The 20,198-nt window shown below is 73.4% G+C and carries 18 protein-coding genes; 9 read left to right on the top strand and 9 right to left on the bottom strand.

The features are described from left to right. Nucleotides 1–65: 65 nt before the first annotated feature. Nucleotides 66–839, bottom strand: coding sequence for an alpha/beta fold hydrolase (locus tag NH2_RS20070; protein ID WP_067656445.1), 774 nt, complete (start codon nucleotides 837–839; stop codon nucleotides 66–68). 25 nt (nucleotides 840–864) lie between these two features. Beyond that, nucleotides 865–1,884: a cell division protein ZapE gene (zapE, locus tag NH2_RS20065; RefSeq protein WP_067656444.1), complete on the bottom strand. Its 1,020-nt coding sequence runs from the start codon at nucleotides 1,882–1,884 to the stop codon at nucleotides 865–867. Between the two features lie 35 nt (nucleotides 1,885–1,919). Between zapE and NH2_RS20060 the strand changes: the two genes are divergently transcribed. From NH2_RS20060 to msrB, 4 genes are all read left to right on the top strand, one after another. After that, the gene (locus tag NH2_RS20060; protein WP_067656443.1) at nucleotides 1,920–2,681 is read left to right on the top strand and encodes a pyrimidine reductase family protein; all 762 of its coding nucleotides are present in this window, start codon (nucleotides 1,920–1,922) and stop codon (nucleotides 2,679–2,681) included. 70 nt (nucleotides 2,682–2,751) lie between these two features. Continuing rightward, complete coding sequence (locus NH2_RS20055; protein ID WP_067656442.1) at nucleotides 2,752–4,317, top strand: alpha/beta hydrolase; 1,566 nt, start codon at nucleotides 2,752–2,754, stop codon at nucleotides 4,315–4,317. A gap of 70 nt (nucleotides 4,318–4,387) precedes the next feature. After that, a complete protein-coding gene (locus tag NH2_RS20050) occupies nucleotides 4,388–5,761 on the top strand; it encodes a glycosyltransferase family 87 protein (protein WP_218021727.1) in 1,374 nt (457 codons plus the stop codon). Between the two features lie 114 nt (nucleotides 5,762–5,875). Continuing rightward, nucleotides 5,876–6,319 carry a peptide-methionine (R)-S-oxide reductase MsrB gene (msrB, locus tag NH2_RS20045; protein ID WP_067656440.1) on the top strand — a complete coding sequence of 148 codons (444 nt, stop codon included), beginning with the start codon at nucleotides 5,876–5,878 and terminating at the stop codon, nucleotides 6,317–6,319. An 88-nt stretch (nucleotides 6,320–6,407) separates the two neighbouring features. On the opposite strand, the gene hemQ is transcribed toward msrB, so the two are convergent. From hemQ to hemE, 3 genes are all read right to left on the bottom strand, one after another. Continuing rightward, on the bottom strand, nucleotides 6,408–7,103 hold the full coding sequence (gene hemQ, locus NH2_RS20040; RefSeq protein ID WP_067656434.1) for a hydrogen peroxide-dependent heme synthase: 696 nt from the start codon (nucleotides 7,101–7,103) through the stop codon (nucleotides 6,408–6,410). Between the two features lie 65 nt (nucleotides 7,104–7,168). Further along, the gene (locus NH2_RS20035; protein WP_067656432.1) at nucleotides 7,169–8,515 is read right to left on the bottom strand and encodes a protoporphyrinogen oxidase; all 1,347 of its coding nucleotides are present in this window, start codon (nucleotides 8,513–8,515) and stop codon (nucleotides 7,169–7,171) included. Between the two features lie 26 nt (nucleotides 8,516–8,541). Next, nucleotides 8,542–9,606 carry a uroporphyrinogen decarboxylase gene (gene hemE, locus NH2_RS20030; protein ID WP_067656430.1) on the bottom strand — a complete coding sequence of 355 codons (1,065 nt, stop codon included), beginning with the start codon at nucleotides 9,604–9,606 and terminating at the stop codon, nucleotides 8,542–8,544. A gap of 142 nt (nucleotides 9,607–9,748) precedes the next feature. Between hemE and NH2_RS20025 the strand changes: the two genes are divergently transcribed. Both NH2_RS20025 and NH2_RS20020 read left to right on the top strand, forming a co-directional pair. After that, entirely contained in the window at nucleotides 9,749–10,300 is a 552-nt protein-coding gene (locus NH2_RS20025; RefSeq protein ID WP_067656802.1) for a DUF3000 domain-containing protein, read from the top strand. 22 nt (nucleotides 10,301–10,322) lie between these two features. After that, on the top strand, nucleotides 10,323–11,564 hold the full coding sequence (locus tag NH2_RS20020; RefSeq protein ID WP_067656428.1) for an HRDC domain-containing protein: 1,242 nt from the start codon (nucleotides 10,323–10,325) through the stop codon (nucleotides 11,562–11,564). An 86-nt stretch (nucleotides 11,565–11,650) separates the two neighbouring features. On the opposite strand, the gene dxs is transcribed toward NH2_RS20020, so the two are convergent. Next, nucleotides 11,651–13,549, bottom strand: a complete 1,899-nt coding sequence (gene dxs / locus NH2_RS20015) for a 1-deoxy-D-xylulose-5-phosphate synthase (RefSeq protein ID WP_067656426.1) — start codon at nucleotides 13,547–13,549, stop codon at nucleotides 11,651–11,653. 194 nt (nucleotides 13,550–13,743) lie between these two features. Here dxs and NH2_RS20010 point away from each other — a divergent pair, with 194 nt between their 5' ends. After that, on the top strand, nucleotides 13,744–14,436 hold the full coding sequence (locus NH2_RS20010; protein ID WP_067656423.1) for an SIMPL domain-containing protein: 693 nt from the start codon (nucleotides 13,744–13,746) through the stop codon (nucleotides 14,434–14,436). 150 nt (nucleotides 14,437–14,586) lie between these two features. Here the strand turns inward: NH2_RS20010 and NH2_RS20005 are convergent, their stop codons facing one another. Together NH2_RS20005 and NH2_RS20000 are read right to left on the bottom strand one after the other, a co-directional pair. Further along, entirely contained in the window at nucleotides 14,587–15,861 is a 1,275-nt protein-coding gene (locus NH2_RS20005) for a class I SAM-dependent RNA methyltransferase (protein ID WP_067656420.1), read from the bottom strand. Further along, the gene (locus NH2_RS20000) at nucleotides 15,858–17,846 is read right to left on the bottom strand and encodes an APC family permease (RefSeq protein WP_067656418.1); all 1,989 of its coding nucleotides are present in this window, start codon (nucleotides 17,844–17,846) and stop codon (nucleotides 15,858–15,860) included. The genes NH2_RS20005 and NH2_RS20000 overlap by 4 nt, the downstream gene beginning before the upstream one ends. 216 nt (nucleotides 17,847–18,062) lie before the next feature. Here NH2_RS20000 and NH2_RS19995 point away from each other — a divergent pair, with 216 nt between their 5' ends. Both NH2_RS19995 and NH2_RS19990 read left to right on the top strand, forming a co-directional pair. Continuing rightward, nucleotides 18,063–18,728 (top strand): potassium channel family protein, encoded by a 666-nt coding sequence (locus NH2_RS19995; protein ID WP_067656799.1) that lies wholly within the window; start codon nucleotides 18,063–18,065, stop codon nucleotides 18,726–18,728. A 2-nt stretch (nucleotides 18,729–18,730) separates the two neighbouring features. Next, nucleotides 18,731–19,402, top strand: coding sequence for a potassium channel family protein (locus NH2_RS19990; RefSeq protein WP_067656415.1), 672 nt, complete (start codon nucleotides 18,731–18,733; stop codon nucleotides 19,400–19,402). Between the two features lie 90 nt (nucleotides 19,403–19,492). Here the strand turns inward: NH2_RS19990 and shbA are convergent, their stop codons facing one another. Beyond that, the gene (gene shbA / locus NH2_RS19985; protein WP_067656412.1) at nucleotides 19,493–20,143 is read right to left on the bottom strand and encodes an RNA polymerase sigma factor ShbA; all 651 of its coding nucleotides are present in this window, start codon (nucleotides 20,141–20,143) and stop codon (nucleotides 19,493–19,495) included. Nucleotides 20,144–20,198: the final 55 nt, after the last annotated feature.

Below are 20,198 nucleotides of genomic sequence, written 5' to 3'. Positions count from 1 at the left end.
GCTGCCCGGGCGCGGATGCGCCGGGCAGGGAGATCACCGCGATCCGGCGGCGGCAGCCGCGGCGCTCACCCCGCCTCGACCCGTTCGGCGGCCAGGAAATCGACCAGCGCCCGGTGGAACTCCGGCGCGGTGACGGCCATCAGGTGATCGCCGGGGACGGTCACCAGGCGGGCGTCCGGGAGCGCCGCGGCCAGCCGCTCCGGCTCGGTGGCGAGGGGGTCGGTGTCCCCGGCGAGAACGAGCACCGGGAGCGTGAGGTCGGCGAGGTCGCCGATGGGGCGCTCGTCCAGCCCGGTCATGACCGCGGCCATGGCGGCCCGGTCGGCGTGCACGGCATCGGCGAGCAGGCGGAACGGCCGGGCCCGGACGGTGGCGGTGCTGCCGTCGCCGTCCATGGCGGCGCGCAGGTCGTCGGCGTCGACCACCCGGCGGTCCACGCCGCCGCAGTCGACAACGCCGGAGCCGACGCCGCCGATGGCGAGCCGGCGCACCCGCGGGTCGTCTCCGGCCACCAGCAGCGAGACCACCGCGCCCATGGAGTAGCCGACCTGGTCGAACCGCTCGCCGCCGAGCTCGTCGTAGAGCGCGCGGACGTCGCGGGCCATGGCCTGCCAGGAGTAGGCGGCGGGCTGGTGCGGCTTGGCCGAGCGGCCGTGGCCGCGGGCGTCCAGCGAGACCACGGGGCGGCCGGTCGCGCGCAGCGCGTTCACCACGCCGGTGCCCATCCAGTTGGCATTGGTGTCGGCGACGACGCCGTGCTGCAGCACGATCGGGATGCCCTCGCCCTCCCAGACGCGATAGCTGAGTTCCAGGCCGTCCCAGGTGCTGAAGGTGGTCATGCCCGCGATCGTAGGCGGGCGCGGGTCAGCTGGTCGGCACCTCGAAGCGGGAGAGCGCGAGCAGGCGGGAAATGGCGCGCAGGTACTTCTTGCGGTAGCCGCCCTCCAGCATGTCGGCGGCGAAGATCTGGTCCAGCTTGGCGCCGGAGACGGTGACCGGGGTGCCCGCGTCGTAGAGCCGGTCGGCGAGGACCACCACGCGCAGCGCGACGGCCTGGTCGGTCACCGGGGCCACGTTCTGCAGGAAGACCGCGGAGACCCCGGCGATCAGCGCGCCGTACTTGGAGGGGTGCAGGGTGGCCAGGTGCGCGAGCAGCGCGTCGAACTCGTCCAGGGTGGCGGCCGGGGTGGCGGCGGCGCGCTCGCGCAGCGCGTCGGCGCTGCTCGGCTCGGGGGCGGGCGGCAGGTCGCGGTGCCGATAGTCGGGGCCGTCCACCCGGACCGCCTCGAAGATCGAGCCGAGCTTCTTGATCTCGCGCAGGAAGTCCTGAGCGGCGAAGCGGCCCTCGCCGAGCTGGCCGGGCAGTGTGTTGGAGGTGGCGGCGATCGAGACGCCCGCCGCGGAGAGCTCGGTGAGCAGCCGGGAGACCAGCATGGTGTCGCCGGGATCGTCCAGCTCGAACTCGTCGATGCAGAGCACGCTGTTGCCGGAGAGCCGCTCGACGGTGGTGGCGAAGCCGAGCGCGCCGACCAGGTTGGTCACCTCGCCGAAGGTGCCGAACGATTTCGGCGCGGGCGCGCTGTGGAAGACCGAGGCCAGCAGGTGCGTCTTGCCGACGCCGAAGCCGCCGTCCAGGTACAGCCCGGCGCCCTGCACCTGCTTCTTCCTGCCGAAGAGCGACTTCTTGCCCGCGGCCCTGGTGATCCGCGCGACCTCGCCCGCGAACTCCTCGGCCTTGCGCACCGCGGCGGCCTGGCTCGGCTCGTTCGGGTCCGGGATGTAGGAGGAGAAACTCACCTCGTCGAACATGGGCGGCGGCACCATCTGGGCGACGAGCTGGTCGGCCGGGACCTCCGGGTGGCGGTCGACGAGGCGTGCTGGCATGGACGAAGCCTAGAGATGTGGTGTGAGCTGTCCGTATGCAGCGTACGCACAATGCGATCCAGCTCACAGCGCTCGACGACGACGAGCTGGCGGGGCTCTACGCCTACCCCCGCCAGCTGGACGCGCCGTGGGTGCGGGCGAACTTCGTCTCCAGTATCGACGGCGCCGCGACCAGCGGCGGCGTCTCCGGCGGGCTCGGCACCCCGGCCGACCGCCGGGTCTTCGGGACACTGCGCGAGCTGGCCGACGTGGTGCTGGTCGGCGCGGGCACGGTGCGGGCGGAGAATTACGGCGGCGCCGCCACCGACCCGGAGCGGCGGCGGGCGCTGGCCGCGCTCGGCTACGGCGGGGAGGCCGACGGTGCGCCGCCGCCGATCGCGGTGGTGACGGCGAGCGCCTCGCTGGACCCGGAGTCCCGGCTGTTGACCGACACCGACGTGCCGCCGATCGTGCTGACCACCGCCGCCGCCCCGTCGGAGCGGGTGGCGGCGCTCATCGCGGCCGGGGCGAAGGTGGTCGAGGTGGGGACCAATGCCATCACCCCGCGCGGGCTGCTGGACGCGCTGGCCGAGCTCGGGCTGTACCGGGTGCTCTGCGAGGGCGGGCCGCACCTGGTGGGCGAGCTGGTCGACGCGGACGTGCTGGACGAGCTGTGCCTGACCACCGCGCCGGTGCTGGTCGGTGGGTCGGGCGGGCGAATCGCGCTGTCCCCCGGCGAATCCGCGCACCCCATGGTGCGGCGGCACGTGCTGCTCGACGACGACGGAACCGTGCTGACCCGCTGGGCCCGCCGCTGATGTCCGAGGTCAGCGCGACCGCGCCGCCCCGTTCGTGAAAGAACCGCCGGGATGCGGCAGGCTGTACCGCATGCGCTGGACCCGGGCCGCCGTGCTTGCCACCTCCCTGACGTTCGTGCTCGCCGGTTGCGGTGCGGGGCCGTCGGATCGGCCCGCCGTCGCCGTCGAGCACCCGGTGGCGCCCGGCGGCGGGGCCGGAACGTCGTCCGCGCCGCCCGCCCCGCCCAGGGCCGAGCTGCCGGTCACCGACCTGGCCTGGTCGGACTGCACCCGCACCACCTTCGACCAGCTCGGCCTCGGCGCGCCGCCGAACGGCGTCGTCCTGGAGTGCGCCGAGTACTCCATCCCGATCGACACCGCGGGCACCGTGATCGGCAACTTCCGCAACGGCGCGGTGCGCGCCCGGCTGCCGCAGACCCCGGCGGACGCGCCGCCGCTGGTCCTCACCTCCGGCGCCGACCGCGCCTCCTCGGCCACGCTGGCCGCGCTCGCGGCGGGGCCGCCGAACGGCATCCTGGCCACCCGCCCGATCGTCGCGGTGGACCGGCGCGGCATCGGTACCTCACAGCCGGTGGACTGCCTGCCGCCCGAGGTGCGCCAGGGCTTCGCCGACAATGCCCAGTTCGCCGCGCTCGGCGATGCCGCGGCGCAGGCCGAGGCACTGGTCGGCTTCAGCCAGGACGGCACCATCGCCTGCCGGGACTTCCTGCAGCCCTACGAGAACACCTTCGACGCCGGGCACGCGGCCGACGACATCGAGCAGCTGCGCAAGGAGTGGCAGGTCGACCACATCGACCTGCTCGGCACCGGCAACGGCGCCGAGATCGCGGTCGGCTACGCCCGCAAGTTCGGCGACCACCTGGCCCGGCTGGTGCTCGACTCCCCCACCAGCCTCGGCGCGGACGCCACCACCGTGGCCGAGCAGCGCGCCCAGGGCGCGGAGGCCGCGCTCACCGCCTTCGCGCAGCGCTGCACCGCGCTCGGCTGCGCGCTCGGCCCCGACCCGAGGGCCGCGATCACCGACCTGGTGAACCGGGCCGCGGCGGGCCGGCTCGGCGATATCTCGGCGAACGCCGTCACCACCGCGCTCACCGGCTTCCTCGGCAGCCCGCGCGCCGACCAGGCCGATCGGGTGCCGGAGCTGGCCGACCCGCTCGCCGCCGCCGGGCGCGGCAACCGCGGCCCGCTGCTCGCGCTGATCCAGCGGCAGTCGGCGGCCATCGCCAACGACGGCGCGTTCGTGAACCGCTGCGCCGACGTCAGGCAGCCGCCCGCGCCGAGCCGGGCCGCCGAGCTCGCCGGCGACTGGGCGGGCAAATATCCGATCTTCGGCCGGAGCGCCGCGCTGGCGCTGCTCACCTGCTCCGCCTGGCCGGTCGGCTCGCCGACCCCGCCGATCGCCGACTTCGCGCTCCCGGTGCTGGTCCTGGACGGCGCCGCCGACCCGGTGGCGGGCGGCGTCGGGCAGGCCGCGGTGACCGGCGCGCTGGCCGGGGCAGGCGCCCGCACCGCGGTGCTGCGCTGGCAGGGCTGGGGGCATCCGGTGAGCGCGCACTCCGGCTGCGGGCAGCGCGCGGTGGTGGAGTACCTGAACGAGGCGCAGCTGCCGCAGGACGGCTCGGCCTGCCCCGCTTGACCCGGGCGTAAGCCGCCGCCGGGCCGATCCCGGCAACCACCGCGGCCGGGTTCCGGTGTACCGTGCCCGGGTGCTCCTTCGACAGCTCGAGCCACGCACGGCTCGCACCACCGCCGAGGTGATCCGGTTCGCCCTGTGGCCGCTGGCGGTCATGACGGTGCTGCACCGGGTCTTCATCAAGGCTGTCAACGGATTCGTCACCGACGACTACCGGCCGGTGTACAACGCGTCGTTCCAGTTTCTCAACGGCAACCCCGTCTACACCGCCAATTTCGACTCCGTCGATCCGCATTACCTGTACCCGCCCAGCGGCACGCTGCTGATCGCCCCGGTGGCGATCATCGACTACGAGAAGTCGCGCTGGCTGTTCATCCTGTTGAACGCGATCGCCATCCTGATCGCCTGGTACCTGCTGCTCAAGCTGTTCCGCTACACCGTGAACTCGGTCGCCGCGCCCGCGCTGCTGCTGGCCATGTTCGCCTCCGAGACCGTGATCAACACGCTGGTCTTCACCAATGTGAACGGCTGCCTGCTGCTCGGCGAGCTGGTCTTCCTGCACCTGATCCTGGCCCGGCGCGACCTGTGGGCGGGCGCGGTGCTCGGGCTGACGATCGCGGTGAAACCGACGCTCGCGCCGCTGCTGCTGATAGCCGCGGCGCGCGGGCAGTGGAAGGTGTTCATCACCGCGGCCGGTGTTCCGGTGGCGCTGACCGCCGCGGCGTGGCCGCTCATGGTCGACCCGGAGAAGTTCTTCACCGATGTCACGCCGTACCTGATGGAGACCCGCGACTACTTCAACAGCGCGATCGTCGGCAACGCCGAGTACTACGGGCTGCCGCCGTGGCTCACCTGGGGCATCCGGATCGTCATGGGGCTGATCGTGCTCGGCACGCTGTGGCTGCTGTATCGGTACTACCGCGAGGACGAGCTGTTCTTCGTCTGCACCTCGGCCGGCGTGCTGCTCACCGCGTACTACCTGCTGTCCTCGCTGGGCCAGATGTACTACTCGATGATGCTCTTCCCGTTCCTCATGACGGTGGTGCTGCGCAACTCGGTGCTGCGCAACTGGCCCGCGTGGCTCGCCATCTTCGGGTTCCTGAGCTACGACAAGTGGCTCTCGGATCGCTGGCAGGACGTCGGGCGCAATCTGGAGTACCTGCGCATCACCTTCGGCTGGGGGCTGCTGCTGCTCGTCGTGTTCTGCGTGCTCGGCGATCGGTACCTGGCGGCGCGCGCCGCCGGGACGCTGGACAAGGGGCTCGATCAGGACTGGATGCGCACCGCGCCGGATCCGCGCGGGCCGGTGGATGCCCCGGATGCCGCGACCGGCGGCACGCCGACGGCGAAGGGCGGCGCCCCGGGCCCGGCAGCCGCGAACGGCACGGCCGCCACGATCGAGCCTGCCCCGCCGACCGCCGAGGTACCCGCGGGTCACCGCCCCTGATCGGCCGCGCCCGGCCTCGGCGGTAGGGGCCGGGGCCGCTCCGGCCGTCGTCCTGCCGAACGACCGCTACCTGCGCCGAAGGCGCGCCGCGCGGCGGGCGATTAACCTCGAAGCATGACCGATGCCGACACCTCGCTGCCCGCTCCGCGCATCCAGCTCACCCCGCAGGAGTGGCGCGCCAAGCTGAACCCGGCCGAATTCGCGGTGCTCCGCGAGGCCGCCACCGAGCGCCCCTTCGTCGGCGAGTACACCGACACCAAGACCGAGGGCGTCTACTCCTGCCGCGCCTGCGGCACCGAACTCTTCCGCAGCACCGAGAAGTTCGATTCGCACTGCGGCTGGCCGTCGTTCTTCGACCCGGCCGATTCGGAGGCGGTGCTCCTGCGCGCCGACGACACGCTCGGCATGCGCCGGGTCGAAGTGCTGTGCGCGAACTGCCACAGCCACCTCGGCCACGTGTTCGAGGGCGAGGGGTACAACACGCCCACCGACAAGCGCTACTGCATCAATTCCATCGCCCTGACGCTGCACCCCTCGGACAGCGGCCCGGCACGCTGAATCGACGCGGCGCCGACCGCAGGGTACCGGGCGGTCCGCGAGGTGCGCATGCCCCGGAAACCCTGGGCACCGGGACCGGGACGCCGGGTCAGGGCAGCGACGCGACCAGGGCGTCCAGCTCGACCCTGGGGCCGGTGTAGAACGGGATCTCCTCGCGCACGTGCAGCCTGGCCTCGGTGGCGCGCAGATCGCGCATGAGGTCGACGATGCGGTGCAGCTCGGGGGCCTCGAAGGCGAGGATCCACTCGTAGTCGCCGAGCGCGAAGGAGCTGACCGTGTTGGCGCGCACGTCGGCGTAGCCGCGGGCCTGCTTGCCGTGGTCGGCCAGCATCTTGCGGCGCTCCTCGTCCGGGAGCAGGTACCACTCGTAGGAGCGCACGAACGGGTAGACGCAGATGTAGGCGCCCGGCTCCTCCCCGGCCAGGAACGCCGGGATGTGGCTCTTGTTGAACTCGGCGGGGCGGTGCAGCGCGACATTGCTCCACACCGGCGTGCTGGCCTTGCCCAGCTCGGTGGTGCGGCGGAAGTCGGCGTAGACGGCCTGCAGGTCCTCGACCCGCTCGGCGTGCGTCCAGAGCATGAAGTCGGCGTCGGCGCGCAGGCCGGAGACGTCGTAGATGCCGCGGAGCACCACCTCGCGGTCGTCCAGCCCCTCGAAGAAGGCGGTGGCCTGTTTCAGGGCGGCCTCGCGGTCGTCTCCCAGCACGCCGGGGCGCACCTGGAACACGGAGAACATCAGGTACCTGATGGTGGAGTTGAGGGCCTGGTAATCGAGTCGCGCCATGGCTCCATCGTGCCATTCCGGCCGGGCCCGGCGGTACCGGCGGGTGCGCAGCGTCGAGTGACCGGCTACACCAGGACGGCGGCGGCGCGCTCCGCGGCGGCGGTGCCCGCGGCGACGCAGGCCGGGACGCCGACGCCGTGCAGGTAGGCACCGGCTACCGCGAGGCCGGGCAGGCGGGCGACCCCGGACTCCAGCTCCGCGATCCGCTCGGTGTGGCCGGGGGCGTACTGGGCGAGCCCGCCGGGCCAGCGCTGCACGGCGAACCCGTCGGGGGCGATGGCCACGCCGGTCACGGTGCGCAGGTCCTCGACGGCCGCGGTGACGAGTTCGTGGTCGGTCCAGGAGAGCGGGCCGGGGTCGCCGAACCGGCCGAAGGAGGCGCGGACGAGTGCGCCGCCGCGCGCGGCGAGGTGCGGCCATTTCCGGCTGGAGAGGGTGAAGGCCTTGGCGCGCAGCCCTTCGCCGGTGGCGATCAGCACGCCGGAGTTCTCCGGCAGCGCGGTGTCACCGGGCAGCGCGAGCGCCACCACGACGGACGAGGACAGCTCGACGGCCCGGGCGGCGGCGCTCGCCTCGGGGGCGACGGCGGCGAGCAGCCGCGCGGTGACCGGTGCGGGGGTCGCGAGCACGACGGCGTCCACCTCGCCGATGGGGTCGAGCACCCAGCCGCGCTCGGTGCGGGCCAGCGAACGGACCGCGGCCCCGGTGCGGATATCGGCCTCGGCCCGCGCCGCCAGGGCGTCCAGCAGCACCCGGTACCCGTCGCGCAGCCCGCCGAAGACCGGCGCGGTGGAGGGCGGCGGCAGCACGGAGGTGACCGCCGCCGTGAGGCTCGCGGCGCCCCGATCCAGCGCGGCGGCGAGCGCGGGCAGCGCGGCGCGCACCCCGATCGACCGGGAACTCCCCGCGTACACCCCGCCGAGCAGCGGATCCACCGACCGCTCCGCCACCTGCTCGCCGAACCGCGCCGCGACCAGCGAGAACACATCGATATCGGCACCGGCGGCCCACTCCAGCGGCCGCTCCGGCTCGGTGCGGACCCACTCCAGCGTGTCCGCGTCCACCAGCCCGGCGAGCGACTCGGGGCCGGAGGGAATCCCCATCAGGGTGCGCTCCGGCAGCGGCTGCGACCGCCCCCCGGCCCAGACCAGCGGCCGCAGCCCGGACGGCGTCACCAGCTGCTCCGCCAGCCCGAGCTCGTCGAGCAGCGCGGGCACCTCGGGCCGCCGCCCGACGAACGCCTCCGCCCCGAGATCGACCGGCCCGCCAGCCAGTTCCCCGGTGTACAGCACCCCGCCGGTGCGCGGGCTCGCCTCCAGCACGGTGATCCGCGCCTGCGCCCCGATCAGCCCGCGCAGCCGGAAGGCCGCCACCAGTCCGCTGATCCCACCACCGGCCACCGCGATTCTCATGGCCTCGACGGTAGCCCCCGCGCGGGTCAGAGTTCGTGCACCAGCTGCACCAGCGCGGTGAGCACGCCCGGATCGGTGTCCGGCAGCACGCCGTGGCCCAGGTTGAAGACGTGCCCGGTGGCGCCCAGCGCCCTGGCGGCGTCGGCCTCGTCCAGGATGCGCCTGGTCTGCGCGGCGGCGGCGTCGTACCCGGCGAAGAGCACGGCCGGGTCCAGGTTGCCCTGCAGCGCCTTGCCCGGCCCGACCCGGCGCGCCGCCTCGTCCAGCGGCACCCGCCAGTCCACCCCGACCACGTCGGCGCCTGCCTCGCCCATGGCGCCGAGCAGCTCGCCGGTGCCGACGCCGAAGTGGATGCGCGGCAGCCCGCTCTCGGCCAGCTCGGCGAAGACCCGCTCGGAGTGCGGCAGCACGTAGCGCCGGTAGTCGGCGGCCGAGAGCGCGCCGGCCCAGGAGTCGAAGAGCTGCAGCGCGTCGACCCCGGCGTCGATCTGCGCGCGCAGGAAGGCGATGGTGACGTCGGTGAGCAGCCCGAGCAGCGCGTGCCAGGTCTCCGGGTCGGCGTACATCATGGCCTTGGTGCGCTCGTGGTGCTTGGAGGGCCCGCCCTCCACCAGGTAGGAGGCGAGTGTGAAGGGCGCGCCGGCGAAGCCGATCAGCGGGGTGTCGCCGAGCGCGGCGGTGAGCAGCCGGACGCCCTCGCTCACCGCGCCCACCTCCTCCGGCCGCAGCCGCGGCAGCGCCCGCACGTCGGCGACGGTGCGCACCGGCTGCGCCACGACCGGGCCGACGCCGGGCACGATGTCCAGGTCCACACCGGCCGCCTTGAGCGGAACCACGATGTCGGAGAAGAGGATCGCGGCGTCGACGCCGTGCCTGCGCACCGGCTGCATGGTGATCTCGCAGACCAGTTCCGGGTCGAAGCAGGACTCCAGCATGCCGATGCCCTTGCGCAGCTCCCGGTACTCCGGCAGCGACCGGCCGGCCTGGCGCATGAACCAGACGGGTCTGCGGCTCGGCTCGGCGCCGGTCGCGGCGGCCAGGAAGGGGGCATCGGACAACCGGCGGCGGGTATGCGTACTCATCACCGCCATCGTAGGCGGCGCGCCTCCGCCCGCGGTGAAACGTCACCGTCTACCGTCGGTCGGTGTGACACCGCTCGACTTCCGCGAGGGCGCCGCACCGGCCGACGAGCCACACGGCGAACCCGCTTCCTTTCGCGCCGCGGTCGAGGCGATGGGGTCCGCAACCGTGCATCCTCGGATCGAGCTGGCGCCCATTCGCCCGCCGCAGCGGCTGGCGCCGTACTCCTACGCCCTCGGCGCCGAGGTGACGCATCCCGATGCCGCCACCGTCCCCACCGACTCCGAGGGCGACGCCTTCGGCAGGCTGATCCTGCTGCACGACCCGGAGGGCGACGAGACCTGGCACGGCACGTTCCGGCTCGTCGCCTACATCCAGGCCGATATCGACGCCTCGCTCGCCACCGACCCGCTGCTCCCCGAGGTGGCCTGGAGCTGGCTGGTGGACGCGCTGGAATCCAGGCCCGACCCCTTCACCGCGCTCGGCGGCACCGTGACCAGCACCAGCTCGGTGCGGTACGGCGATATCGCCGGGCCGCCGCGGGCGCACCAGCTGGAGCTGCGCGCCTCCTGGACCGCGGTCACCGCCGAGATGCGCGGCCACGTGGAGGCCTTCTGCGAGGTACTGGCCTACTCCGCCGGGCTGCCACCGGCGGGGATCACGAGTTTGCCACCGCAGCCGCACATCGATCACGATCGGACCTGACCGCCACGTATTGTTCTGGGCTATGCCGGTAGCCGACGACAGCCCCGCGGAGCCTCTGCTCGCCCCCGCCGACGGACTGCCGCCCGTGCTCGGTACCCCCGCCGAGGTCGCGGCGGCGGCCGCCCGGATCGCCGCGGGCAGCGGCCCGCTTGCCGTCGACGCCGAGCGCGCCTCCGGTTTCCGGTATTCGGCGCGGGCCTACCTGATCCAGTTGCGCCGGGCCGGGGCGGGCACCGTGCTGATCGACCCGATCCCGGTGACCGGCGCGCTCGGCCCCCTGGCCGATGCCATCAACGGGCTGGAGTGGGTGCTGCACTCGGCGGACCAGGATCTGCCCGGCCTCGCCGACCTCGGGCTGCACCCGAATCGGCTCTTCGACACCGAATTGGGCGGGCGGCTGGCCGGTTTCGAGCGGGTCGGCTTGGCGGCCATGGTGGAGAACCTGCTCGGGCGGGTGCTGCGCAAGGGGCACGGGGCGGCCGACTGGTCCACCCGGCCGCTGCCCGAGGAGTGGCTGAACTACGCCGCGCTCGATGTGGAGCTGCTGCTCGAGCTGCGGGACGCGGTCGCGGTGGAGCTGGAGGCGCAGGGGAAGGCCGAGTTCGCCGCGCAGGAGTTCGAGCACGTGCGGCTGAGCAAGCCGGCGCCGCTGCGGCCGGATCGGTGGCGGCGCACCTCGGGGATCCACACGCTGCGGCGGGCCAGGCAACTGGCGATCGTCCGGGAGCTGTGGGTGACCAGGGACGAGCTGGCCCGGGGGCGGGATGTGGCGCCGTCGCGGATCCTGCCGGACTCGGCGATCGTCGCGGCCGCCGCCGCCGATCCCAGGACGATCGCGCAGCTGCGCACGCTGCCGGTGTTCGGGGGGCCGCGGCAGCGGCGGTACTCGCGGGAGTGGCTGGGGGCGGTGGATCGGGCTCGGGCGCTCGCCGACGCGGAGCTGCCGCCGACGGCGCAGCCCTACGATGGGCCGCCGCCGGTCAATCGGTGGGAGCGGCGGGATCCGGTCGCGGCGGCGCGGTTGACCCGGGCCAGGGCGGCCATGGCGGAGCTGTCCGAGGAGTACTCGATCCCCGTCGAGAATCTGCTGTCGCCGGAGCTGGTCCGGCGGCTGTGCTGGGACGGGATCTCCTCCTACGACGAGTCCCCGGCCCTGCACGACGCGGTCGACGCGTTCCTCGCCACCGGTTCGGCCCGCGCCTGGCAGCGCGAACTGGCCGTCCCCCGCTTGGTGGCCGCGCTTCCTGTCCCTGCCGCGGACTAACGCCTCTATCGCATCGCCGCACGCGGCGGCTCGACCAATGTACGCAGCAGTGGGCGCCCGGCTGCTCGCGGCGACCCCTGACCGAGTCAGGTGGCGGAGAGCCAGCCGGTGATGCGGCGCGCGATATCGGGGGCGGTGAGGCCGAGCTCGGCGTGCACTTGGCCGCGAGAGGCGTGATCGAGGAACTCCTGGGGAACGCCGATATCGCGGGTGGGGACGTCGAGGGCGGCGGTGCGGAGCCGGGCGGAGACGCTGGAGCCGATTCCGCCGTGCAGGCCACCGTCCTCCAGCGTGACGACCAAGCGGTAGTTCTCCGCCAGCTTCACGATGGTGTCGGAGACCGGGAGCACCCAGCGCGGGTCGACGACGGTGACCGACCACCCCTCGGCGTGCAGGATCTCGGCGGCCTCGAGCGCGGTGCCCGCGAAGGCGCCGACGGCGAGCAGCAGCACGTCACCGCGCGCGGTGCGGGCGGACCCGGCCTCCGGGTCGGCGAGCCGGAGCACATCCAGCCCCTCCACCCGCTCCACGGCCGGGATATCGGCACCCACGCTGCCCTTGGGGAAGCGCAGCGCGGTCGGCCCGTCGGCGACGGCGAGCGCCTCGGCGAGCTCCTCGCGCAGCGTCGCTGCGTCGCGCGGCGCCGCCACCCGGATGCCGGGGATGATGCCGAGCACGGAGAGATCCCACATGCCGTTGTGGCTGGCGCCGTCGGTGCCGGTGATCCCGGCCCGGTCCAGCACCAGCGTCACCGGCTGCTTCAGCAGCGCGACATCCATGAGCAGCTGGTCGAAGGCCCGGTTCAGGAAGGTCGAGTAGATCGCCACCACCGGGTGCATGCCGCCGAGCGCCAGCCCGGCCGCCGAGGCCATGGCGTGCTGCTCGGCGATCCCGACGTCGAACATGCGATCCGGGAAGCGCTCGCCGAAGGCGGCGAGCCCGGTCGGCCCCGGCATGGCCGCGGTGATCGCGACCACGTCGCTCCGCCGCTCGGCGTGCGCGATCAGCTCCTCGGAGAAGACCGAGGTCCACCCGCGTGCCTTCGGGCCGCCGAGCGCCTCGCCGGTGAGCGGGTCGATCGGGTCGCAGGCGTGCATCTGGTCGGCGAGGTGGTTCTCCGCCGGGGCGTACCCGCGGCCCTTCTGGGTGACCGCGTGCACCACCACCGGACCGCCGAAGTCCTTGGCCCGCCGCAGCGCCGCCTCCATCGCCACCACGTCGTGCCCGTCCACCGGGCCGACGTACTTGAGGCCGAGGTCGCCGAAGAGCTCCTGCGGGCTCACCGCGTCCTTGATGCCCGCCTTCACCGCGTGCACCATCGAGTAGGCCGAATCCCCCACCCGCGGAATGCTCTTGATGAGCCGCTTACCCGCGTCCAGCGCGTGCTCGTAGGCGGGCTGGGTGCGCAGCGCGGTGAGCCGCTCGGCCAGGCCGCCGATGGTCGGGGCGTAGGAGCGGCCGTTGTCGTTCACCACGATCACCACCGGCCGGTCCTGCGCGCCTGCGATATTGTTCAGCGCCTCCCAGCACATGCCGCCGGTGAGCGCGCCGTCGCCGACCACCGCGACCACGTGCCGCTCCTGGCCGCTCAGCGCGAACGCCTTGGCCAGGCCGTCGGCGTAGGAGAGCGCGGCGGAGGCGTGCGAGGACTCCACCCAGTCGTGCGGGCTCTCGGCGCGGCTCGGGTACCCGGAGAGCCCGCCCTGCTTGCGCAGCGTCTCGAAGCCCGCCTTGCGGCCGGTCAGGATCTTGTGCACGTAGGCCTGGTGCCCGGTGTCGAAGATCAGCGGGTCGGACGGCGAATCGAAGATCCGGTGCAGCGCGATGGTGAGCTCGACGACGCCGAGGTTCGGCCCGAGGTGGCCCCCGGTCGCCGCCACCTTCGCGACCAGGAACTCGCGGATCTCGGCCGCCAGCTCACGCAGCTGCGGCACCGTCAGCCCGCGCAGGTCATCGGGGCTCTCGACCTGGGAAAGCACTCCCACCTGACTTCGCTCCCTCCGGACAACCATTCGGAACAGTCTACGGACGCCGCCGTACGGGGCGAACCGGGCGACCGCGGGGCGCGAACGGGGCTGGGCGCCGCGCGGTGCGTTTCGGTTCACGGTACCCGCTCACCGGCCCCCGCCGCCGTGCCGTGAGAATCACAGCGACGGCGACCACGGCGAGGGGAGCGGCAGTGAGCGGGAAGAAGCACGGCGGCGCGGGGACGATCACGGTGACCGGGCACGGCACCGCGCGCAGCGTTCCCGATGTCATGCGGGTGGAGATCGCGGTGGAGACCCGCGCCGACACCGTGACGGTGGCCTACGGCAGGGCGGGCGAGCGGATCGCGGCGGTCACCGCCGCGCTGCGGGCGCACGGGGTGCGCGCCGCCGACATCGGCACCAGCAGGCTCTCGGTGCGCACCGAGACCACCTGGCAGCAGGAGCGCGGCTCGCAGATCGTCGGCTACCTGGCGGACGCGGCGCTGGCGGTGTCGCTGCGCGAACTCGGCGACGACGCCGAGCCCGGCCCGGCGGCGATCATCGCGGCCGCGGTCGAGGCGGGTGGCGACGACGTCCGGCTGGGCGGGCTCACCTTCGGGCTCTCGGACCCGGAGGCGGCGCTGGTCACCGCCCGCGACGCGGCCTGGGAGAACGCGCTGGCCAAGGCGCGGCGGTACGCCGAGAAGGCCGGGCGCGCACTGGGTCCCGTGCGGGACATCGCGGAGGGCTCGGGCGGGGGCGCGCCGGTGCCGCAGCTGCGGATGGTCTCGGCGGCGGTCGGCGGGGCGGAGTCCGGTTCGGTGCCGGTGGAGCTGGGCGAGAGCGAGATCAGTGCGCACCTCCAGGTGACCTGGGAGCTCGTGGCGCCCGAGCGCGACGACTAGGCGCGCCGCGCGCCGCACGGGCGGGCCGCGCCGCACAGGGCGGGCCGCGCCGCACGGGCAGGCAGCCGGGGATCCGCCGCGGGCGGATCTCGCGGAGGCTGCCCGGTGCAGACCGCGCCCCGGCTCGGGGCACCGCGCCCGCGGACTCGTTCAGCGCTCCAGCAGCGCCAGGCACTCGACGTGGTGCGTGCCGGGGAAGGCGTCGACCGCGCGCAGCTCGGTCAGTTCGTACCCGCCCTCGCGGTACAGCCCGAGATCGCGGGCGAAGGCGGCGGGGTCGCAGCCGATGTGCACGATCCGGGCGGGCCCCGCGGCGGTGAGCGGCGCGATCACGTCGCGGCCCGCGCCCGCCCGCGGCGGATCGAGCACCACGACATCGGGGCGCGGCGGCCGGGCGGCGAACCACTGCTCGACCCGAAGCACCTCCAGGTCGACCCAGGGCAGGTCGGCCAGCGCAGCCTGACCTGCGGCGACGGCACCGGAGGCGGACTCGACCGCGTGCACCGCCCCGCCGGACCCCACCCGCTCGGCCAGCCGGGCCGCGAAGACCCCCGCCCCGCTGTAAAGATCCCACGCCCGCTGCCCCCGCTCCAACCCGGACCACTCGGCGACCCGGTCGGAGTAGAAACCCGGGGCATTGCGGTGCGCCTGCCAGAAGGCGGTCGCGGGCAGCTCCCAGCGCCGCTCCCCCACCACCTGCACGGCAGTCCCGTCACCGTGCAGCAATCGGGTGGCGCGCGGCGCCTGCGCGGCGGTCCGCCGGGCCGCCGCATTGCGCCGCGACTGCTCCACCCGCCGCCTGCGCGCGGGCGCCCGCACCACGGGCGCGGGCGGCGCGAGCTCGACCACGTGCCTGCTCCCGGTGGAGTCCACGGCGACCACCAGATCGGCACCGGGGGTGAAGCGCTCCTGCTCCAGCCACTCGACGGCCCCCGCGACCGGCTGCGGGCAGCGCAGATCGGGCACGATCGCCGAACTCCGGTACCCGTGCACCCCGGCCCGCCCGGAGTCGTCGACCACCAGCCGGACCCTGGTCCGCCACCCCCCGGTCTCGTCCGGCGGCCCGAGCGGCTCCACGGTGATCTCCCGCTCGATCAGCGCGATCCGCCGCAACTGCTCGGCGACCACGCTCGCCTTGAGCTGCCGCTGCACCGCGAGCGTGGCGTGCGTGTAATCGCAGCACCCCGCGCCACCGGGCCCGGAGACCGGACAGGTGGCGGGCACCCGCCCCGCGGCGGCCTCCACGATCTCGACCGCGTCGGCCCTGGCGAAGGAGCCGCCGCGATCCTCGGTCACCCTGGCCAGCACCAGCTCCCCCGGCAGCCCGTGCCGGACGAAGACCACCCGGCCCTCGTGCCTGCCGACGCAGAACCCGCCGTGCCCCGGCGCCCCGAGCCGCACCTCGAATTCGTCCCCGACGCTCACGGGCGGTCCTCGTAGCCGCGCCGCACCGCGCCCGGCGCGTTCACCACGCCCTGCTTCCTGGCCTTGGCCGAGGAGCTGAGCTGCCACGGCACGCTGGTCACCATGACGCCGGGCTCGAAGAGCAGCCTGCCCTTGAGCCGCAGCGCGGACTGGTTGTGCAGCACCTGCTCCCACCAGTGGCCGACCACGTACTCCGGGATGAAGACCGTCACGACGTCGCGCGGGGCGTCCTTGCGCACCCGCTTCACGTAGTCCAGCACCGGCTTGGTGATCTCCCGGTACGGCGACTCGACCACCTTGAGCGGCACCGCCATGTCGCTGCGCTCCCACTCGCGCACCAGCTTGCGGGTGTCGGCGTCGTCCACGTTCACGGTCACCGCTTCCAGCGTGTCGGGGCGGGTGGCGCGGGCGAAGGCCAGCGCGCGGCGGGTGGGCAGGTGCAGCGTGGAGACCAGCACGATGGCGTGCGCGCGGCTGGGCAGCACCCCGTCCCACTCGGTCTCGGCCAGCTCGCGGGCGACCGAGTCGTAGTGCTTCCTGATCAGCTTCATCACCACGAAGATGGCGATCATCAGGCCGATGGCGATGTAGGCGCCCGCGAAGAACTTGGTGATCAGCACGATCACCAGCACCGCGCCGGTGGCGGAGAGGCCGATGGCGTTGATCACCCGGGAGCGCTTCATCCGCCTGCGGTGCTCGGGGTCGGTCTCGGTGCGCAGCAGCCGGGTCCAGTGCCGCAACATGCCGGTCTGGCTGAGCACGAACGAGACGAAGACACCGACGATGTAGAGCTGGATGAGCTTGGTGACCTCGGCCCCGAAGAGCACCACGAAGGCGATGGCGGCGCCGGAGAGGAAGAGGATGCCGTTGCTGAAGGCCAGCCGGTCGCCGCGGGTGTGCAGCTGCCGGGGCAGGTAGCGATCCTGGGCCAGGATCGAGCCGAGCACCGGGAAGCCGTTGAAGGCGGTGTTCGCGGCGAGCACCAGGATCAGCGCGGTGACGATGGTGATGAAGAAGAAGCCGACCGGGAACCCGGCGAAGACCGTCTCGGCGAGCTGGGCGATCAGCGTCTTCTGGTGGTAGTCGGCCGGGGCGCCGATCAGGTGCCCGGGGTCGTGCGCGTAGACCACCCCGATCCGCTCGGCCAGCAGGATGATGCCCATGAGCAGCACCACCGCGATGCTGCCGAGCAGCAGCAGCGTGGTCGCGGCATTGCGCGACTTGGGCTTCCGGAAGGCGGGGACGCCGTTGCTGATCGCCTCGACGCCGGTGAGCGCGGCGCAGCCGGAGGAGAAGGCGCGCGCGATCAGGAAGGCGAAGGCGATGCCGTAGAGGTGCTCCTCCTCGGCGTCCAGCCCGAACCCGGCCGATTCGGCGCGCAGGTCGTCGCCGAGCACGTAGACCTGGAACATCCCCCAGCCGAGCATGACGAACATGCCGACGATGAAGGCGTAGGTCGGCACCGCGAAGGCGGTCCCCGACTCCCGGACCCCGCGCAGGTTCACCGCGGTGAGCAGCGCGATGGCCACCACCGCGAAGAGCACCTTGTGCGTGGCCACGAACGGGATGGCGGAGCCGATATTGGAGGCGGCCGACGAGATCGAGACCGCGACGGTGAGCACGTAGTCCACCAGCAGCGCGCTGCCGACGGTGAGCCCGGCGTTCGGGCCGAGATTGGTGGTGGCCACCTCGTAGTCGCCGCCGCCGGAGGGGTAGGCGTGCACGTTCTGCCGGTAGCTGGCGACCACGACCGTCATCACCCCGGCGACGGCGAGCCCGACCCACGGCGCGTACAGGTAGGCGGAGATCCCGGCGGCGGAGAGGACGAGGAAGATCTCCTCCGGCGCGTAGGCCACCGATGACATGGCGTCGGAGGCGAATACCGGCAGCGCGATCCGCTTGGGGAGCAGGGTGTGACCGAGCGAATCACTGCGGAACGGCCTGCCCAGCAGCACGCGCTTGGCGGCCGTCGTCAACTTGGACACCGGAGGGAGCATAGAGTGCCGCCCGGTCTACCGCCCGCCCGACCGGGGCGTTTCCAGATGGTGGTGATGCGGCTGGAAAGGACCGGCGGCGCGCGCCACGCCGGTGTTTGCCGGGGGGCCGCGCGGGGAAACGTGCCGGGAGGACAGTGCGGGCGGTACGGTTCGGATGCCGGATCGGCCGCGGGCCGGACGCCACGGTTCAGGAACGAGGGTGTGGTGTACGTAGTGATCATGGGGTGCGGGCGGGTCGGCTCCTCGCTGGCGCGCGCGCTGATCCGGGTGGGGCACGAGGTGACGGTGATCGACCGCGATCCCAGCTCGTTCCTCCGCCTCGGCGCCGGCTTCCCCGGCGAGCAGGTGGTCGGCGTCGGCTTCGACCGGGATGTGCTGACCAGAGCCGGGATCGAGCGCGCCGACGCCTTCGCCGCCGTCTCCTCCGGCGACAACTCCAACATCATCTCGGCGCGGGTGGCGCGCGAGATGTTCGGCGTGGAGCGGGTCGTCGCCCGGATCTACGACGCCAAGCGGGCCGCCGTCTACGAGCGGCTCGGCATCCCGACCATCGCCACCGTCCCGTGGACCACCGACCGCTTCCTGCGCACCCTGATCGCCGACACCAGCACCACCACCTGGCGCGACCCCACCGGGACGGTGGCCGTCACCCAGCTGGCGCTGCACGAGGAGTGGTTCGGCCGCACCGTGCGCGACCTGGAGCGCGCCGTCGGCGTGCGGGTGGCGTTCGTGCTGCGCTTCGGCCGCGGGCTGCTGCCGGACGCCAAGACCATCGTGCAGGCCGACGACGTCGTCTACGTGGCGGCGCCCTCCGGCAGCGTCGGCGAGGCCGTCGCCATGGCCGCCAAGCCCCCCGCGAGCGAGGACTGAGGATGAAGGTCGCCATTGCCGGAGCCGGCGCCGTCGGCCGCTCCATCGCGCGCGAACTGCTGCGCGGCGGGCACCGGGTGATGCTGCTGGAGCGCGAGCTCTCGCACCTCGACCCCGAGGCTATCCCGGACGCCATCTGGGTACACGCCGACGCCTGCGAGCTCTCCCTGCTGGAGGAGGCGGGGATGCAGACCTACGAGGTGGTCATCGCCGCGACCGGCGACGACAAGGTGAACCTGGTGCACAGCCTGCTGGCCAAGACCGAGTTCGGGGTGAGCCGGGTGGTGGCGCGGGTGAACGACCCGCGCAACGAGTGGCTCTTCGATTCGTCCTGGGGCGTCGATGTCGCCGTCTCCACCCCGCGGCTGCTGGCCTCGCTGGTCGAGGAGGCGGTCTCGGTGGGTGACCTGGTGCGGCTGATGACGCTGCGGCAGGGGCAGGCGAACCTGGTGGAGATCACGCTGCCGAGCGATACCGCGCTGGCGGGCAAGCCGGTGCGCTCGCTGCGGCTGCCCCGCGACACCGCGCTGGTGACGATCCTGCGCGGGGGCCGGGTCATCGTGCCGCAGGCCGACGACCCCTTCGAGGGCGACGACGAATTGCTGTTCGTGGCCTCCGTGGAGGCCGAGGAAGATCTGCGGGTGGCCCTCGCGGACCACGGCATCCGCCCCTGAGCGATGTCGCGCGAGGCCCCCGAGCGCTCGTCCCGCCGCCCGCTCAGGGCTGTACGGACGGCGAGCCCCCCTGCTCCGGGCCCGACTCGCTCAGGCGGCGGTCTGCAGCTCCTTGCGCAGCTTGTTCAGCGCGCGGTGCTGCATGACCCGGACCACGCCGGGGCTGGTGCCGATCGCCTCGGCGGTCTCCGCCGCGCTCCAGCCGAGCACGATCCGCATGACCAGCACCTGGCGGTGTGCGGGGGCGAGCACCTTCATCAGCTCGCGGGTCTCGGACCTGCGCTCCGAGGCCAGCGCCCACTCCTCGGGGCCCGCGGCCGTGCAGGCGGCGTCCGGCATATCGGCGGTCGGGTAGGCGGTCAGCTGGCCGCGGCGGAAGGCGTCGGCGACCTTGTTGGCGGCGATGCCGTAGACGAAGGCGAGGAAGGACTTGCCCTGGTCGCGGTAGCGCGGGATGGCGTTCACGGTGGCGATCAGGATCTCCTGCACCACGTCGTCGGCGGTCACCTGCAGGTGCGCGCTGTTGCCGAGCCGGGCCAGGCAGTAGCGGCGGACCAGCGGCTGCACGATGCGCAGGATGTCGGCGACGGCGCGCTGGTCGCCCGCGGCGGCGGGGCCGATCAGGGCGTCCAGCTCGGCCGCGATCCGGCGGCTCTCGGAGTTGACCGCGGTGGCGGCCTTGGCGGGACGGCTCGAAGAGGTCCGGGTGGAGTGAATCGCGGTGGTGTGCTCGGTGGCCATTGCTCCGAGGTCCTTTCTCGCCGTTTCGTATTCGGTGACGAGAAAATCGTCCGTC

This window comes from Nocardia harenae NBRC 108248 (genome assembly GCF_001612885.1).
GTDB classification, from domain to species: domain Bacteria; phylum Actinomycetota; class Actinomycetes; order Mycobacteriales; family Mycobacteriaceae; genus Nocardia; species Nocardia harenae.
This window is presented reverse-complemented; position numbering and strand designations above follow the sequence as displayed.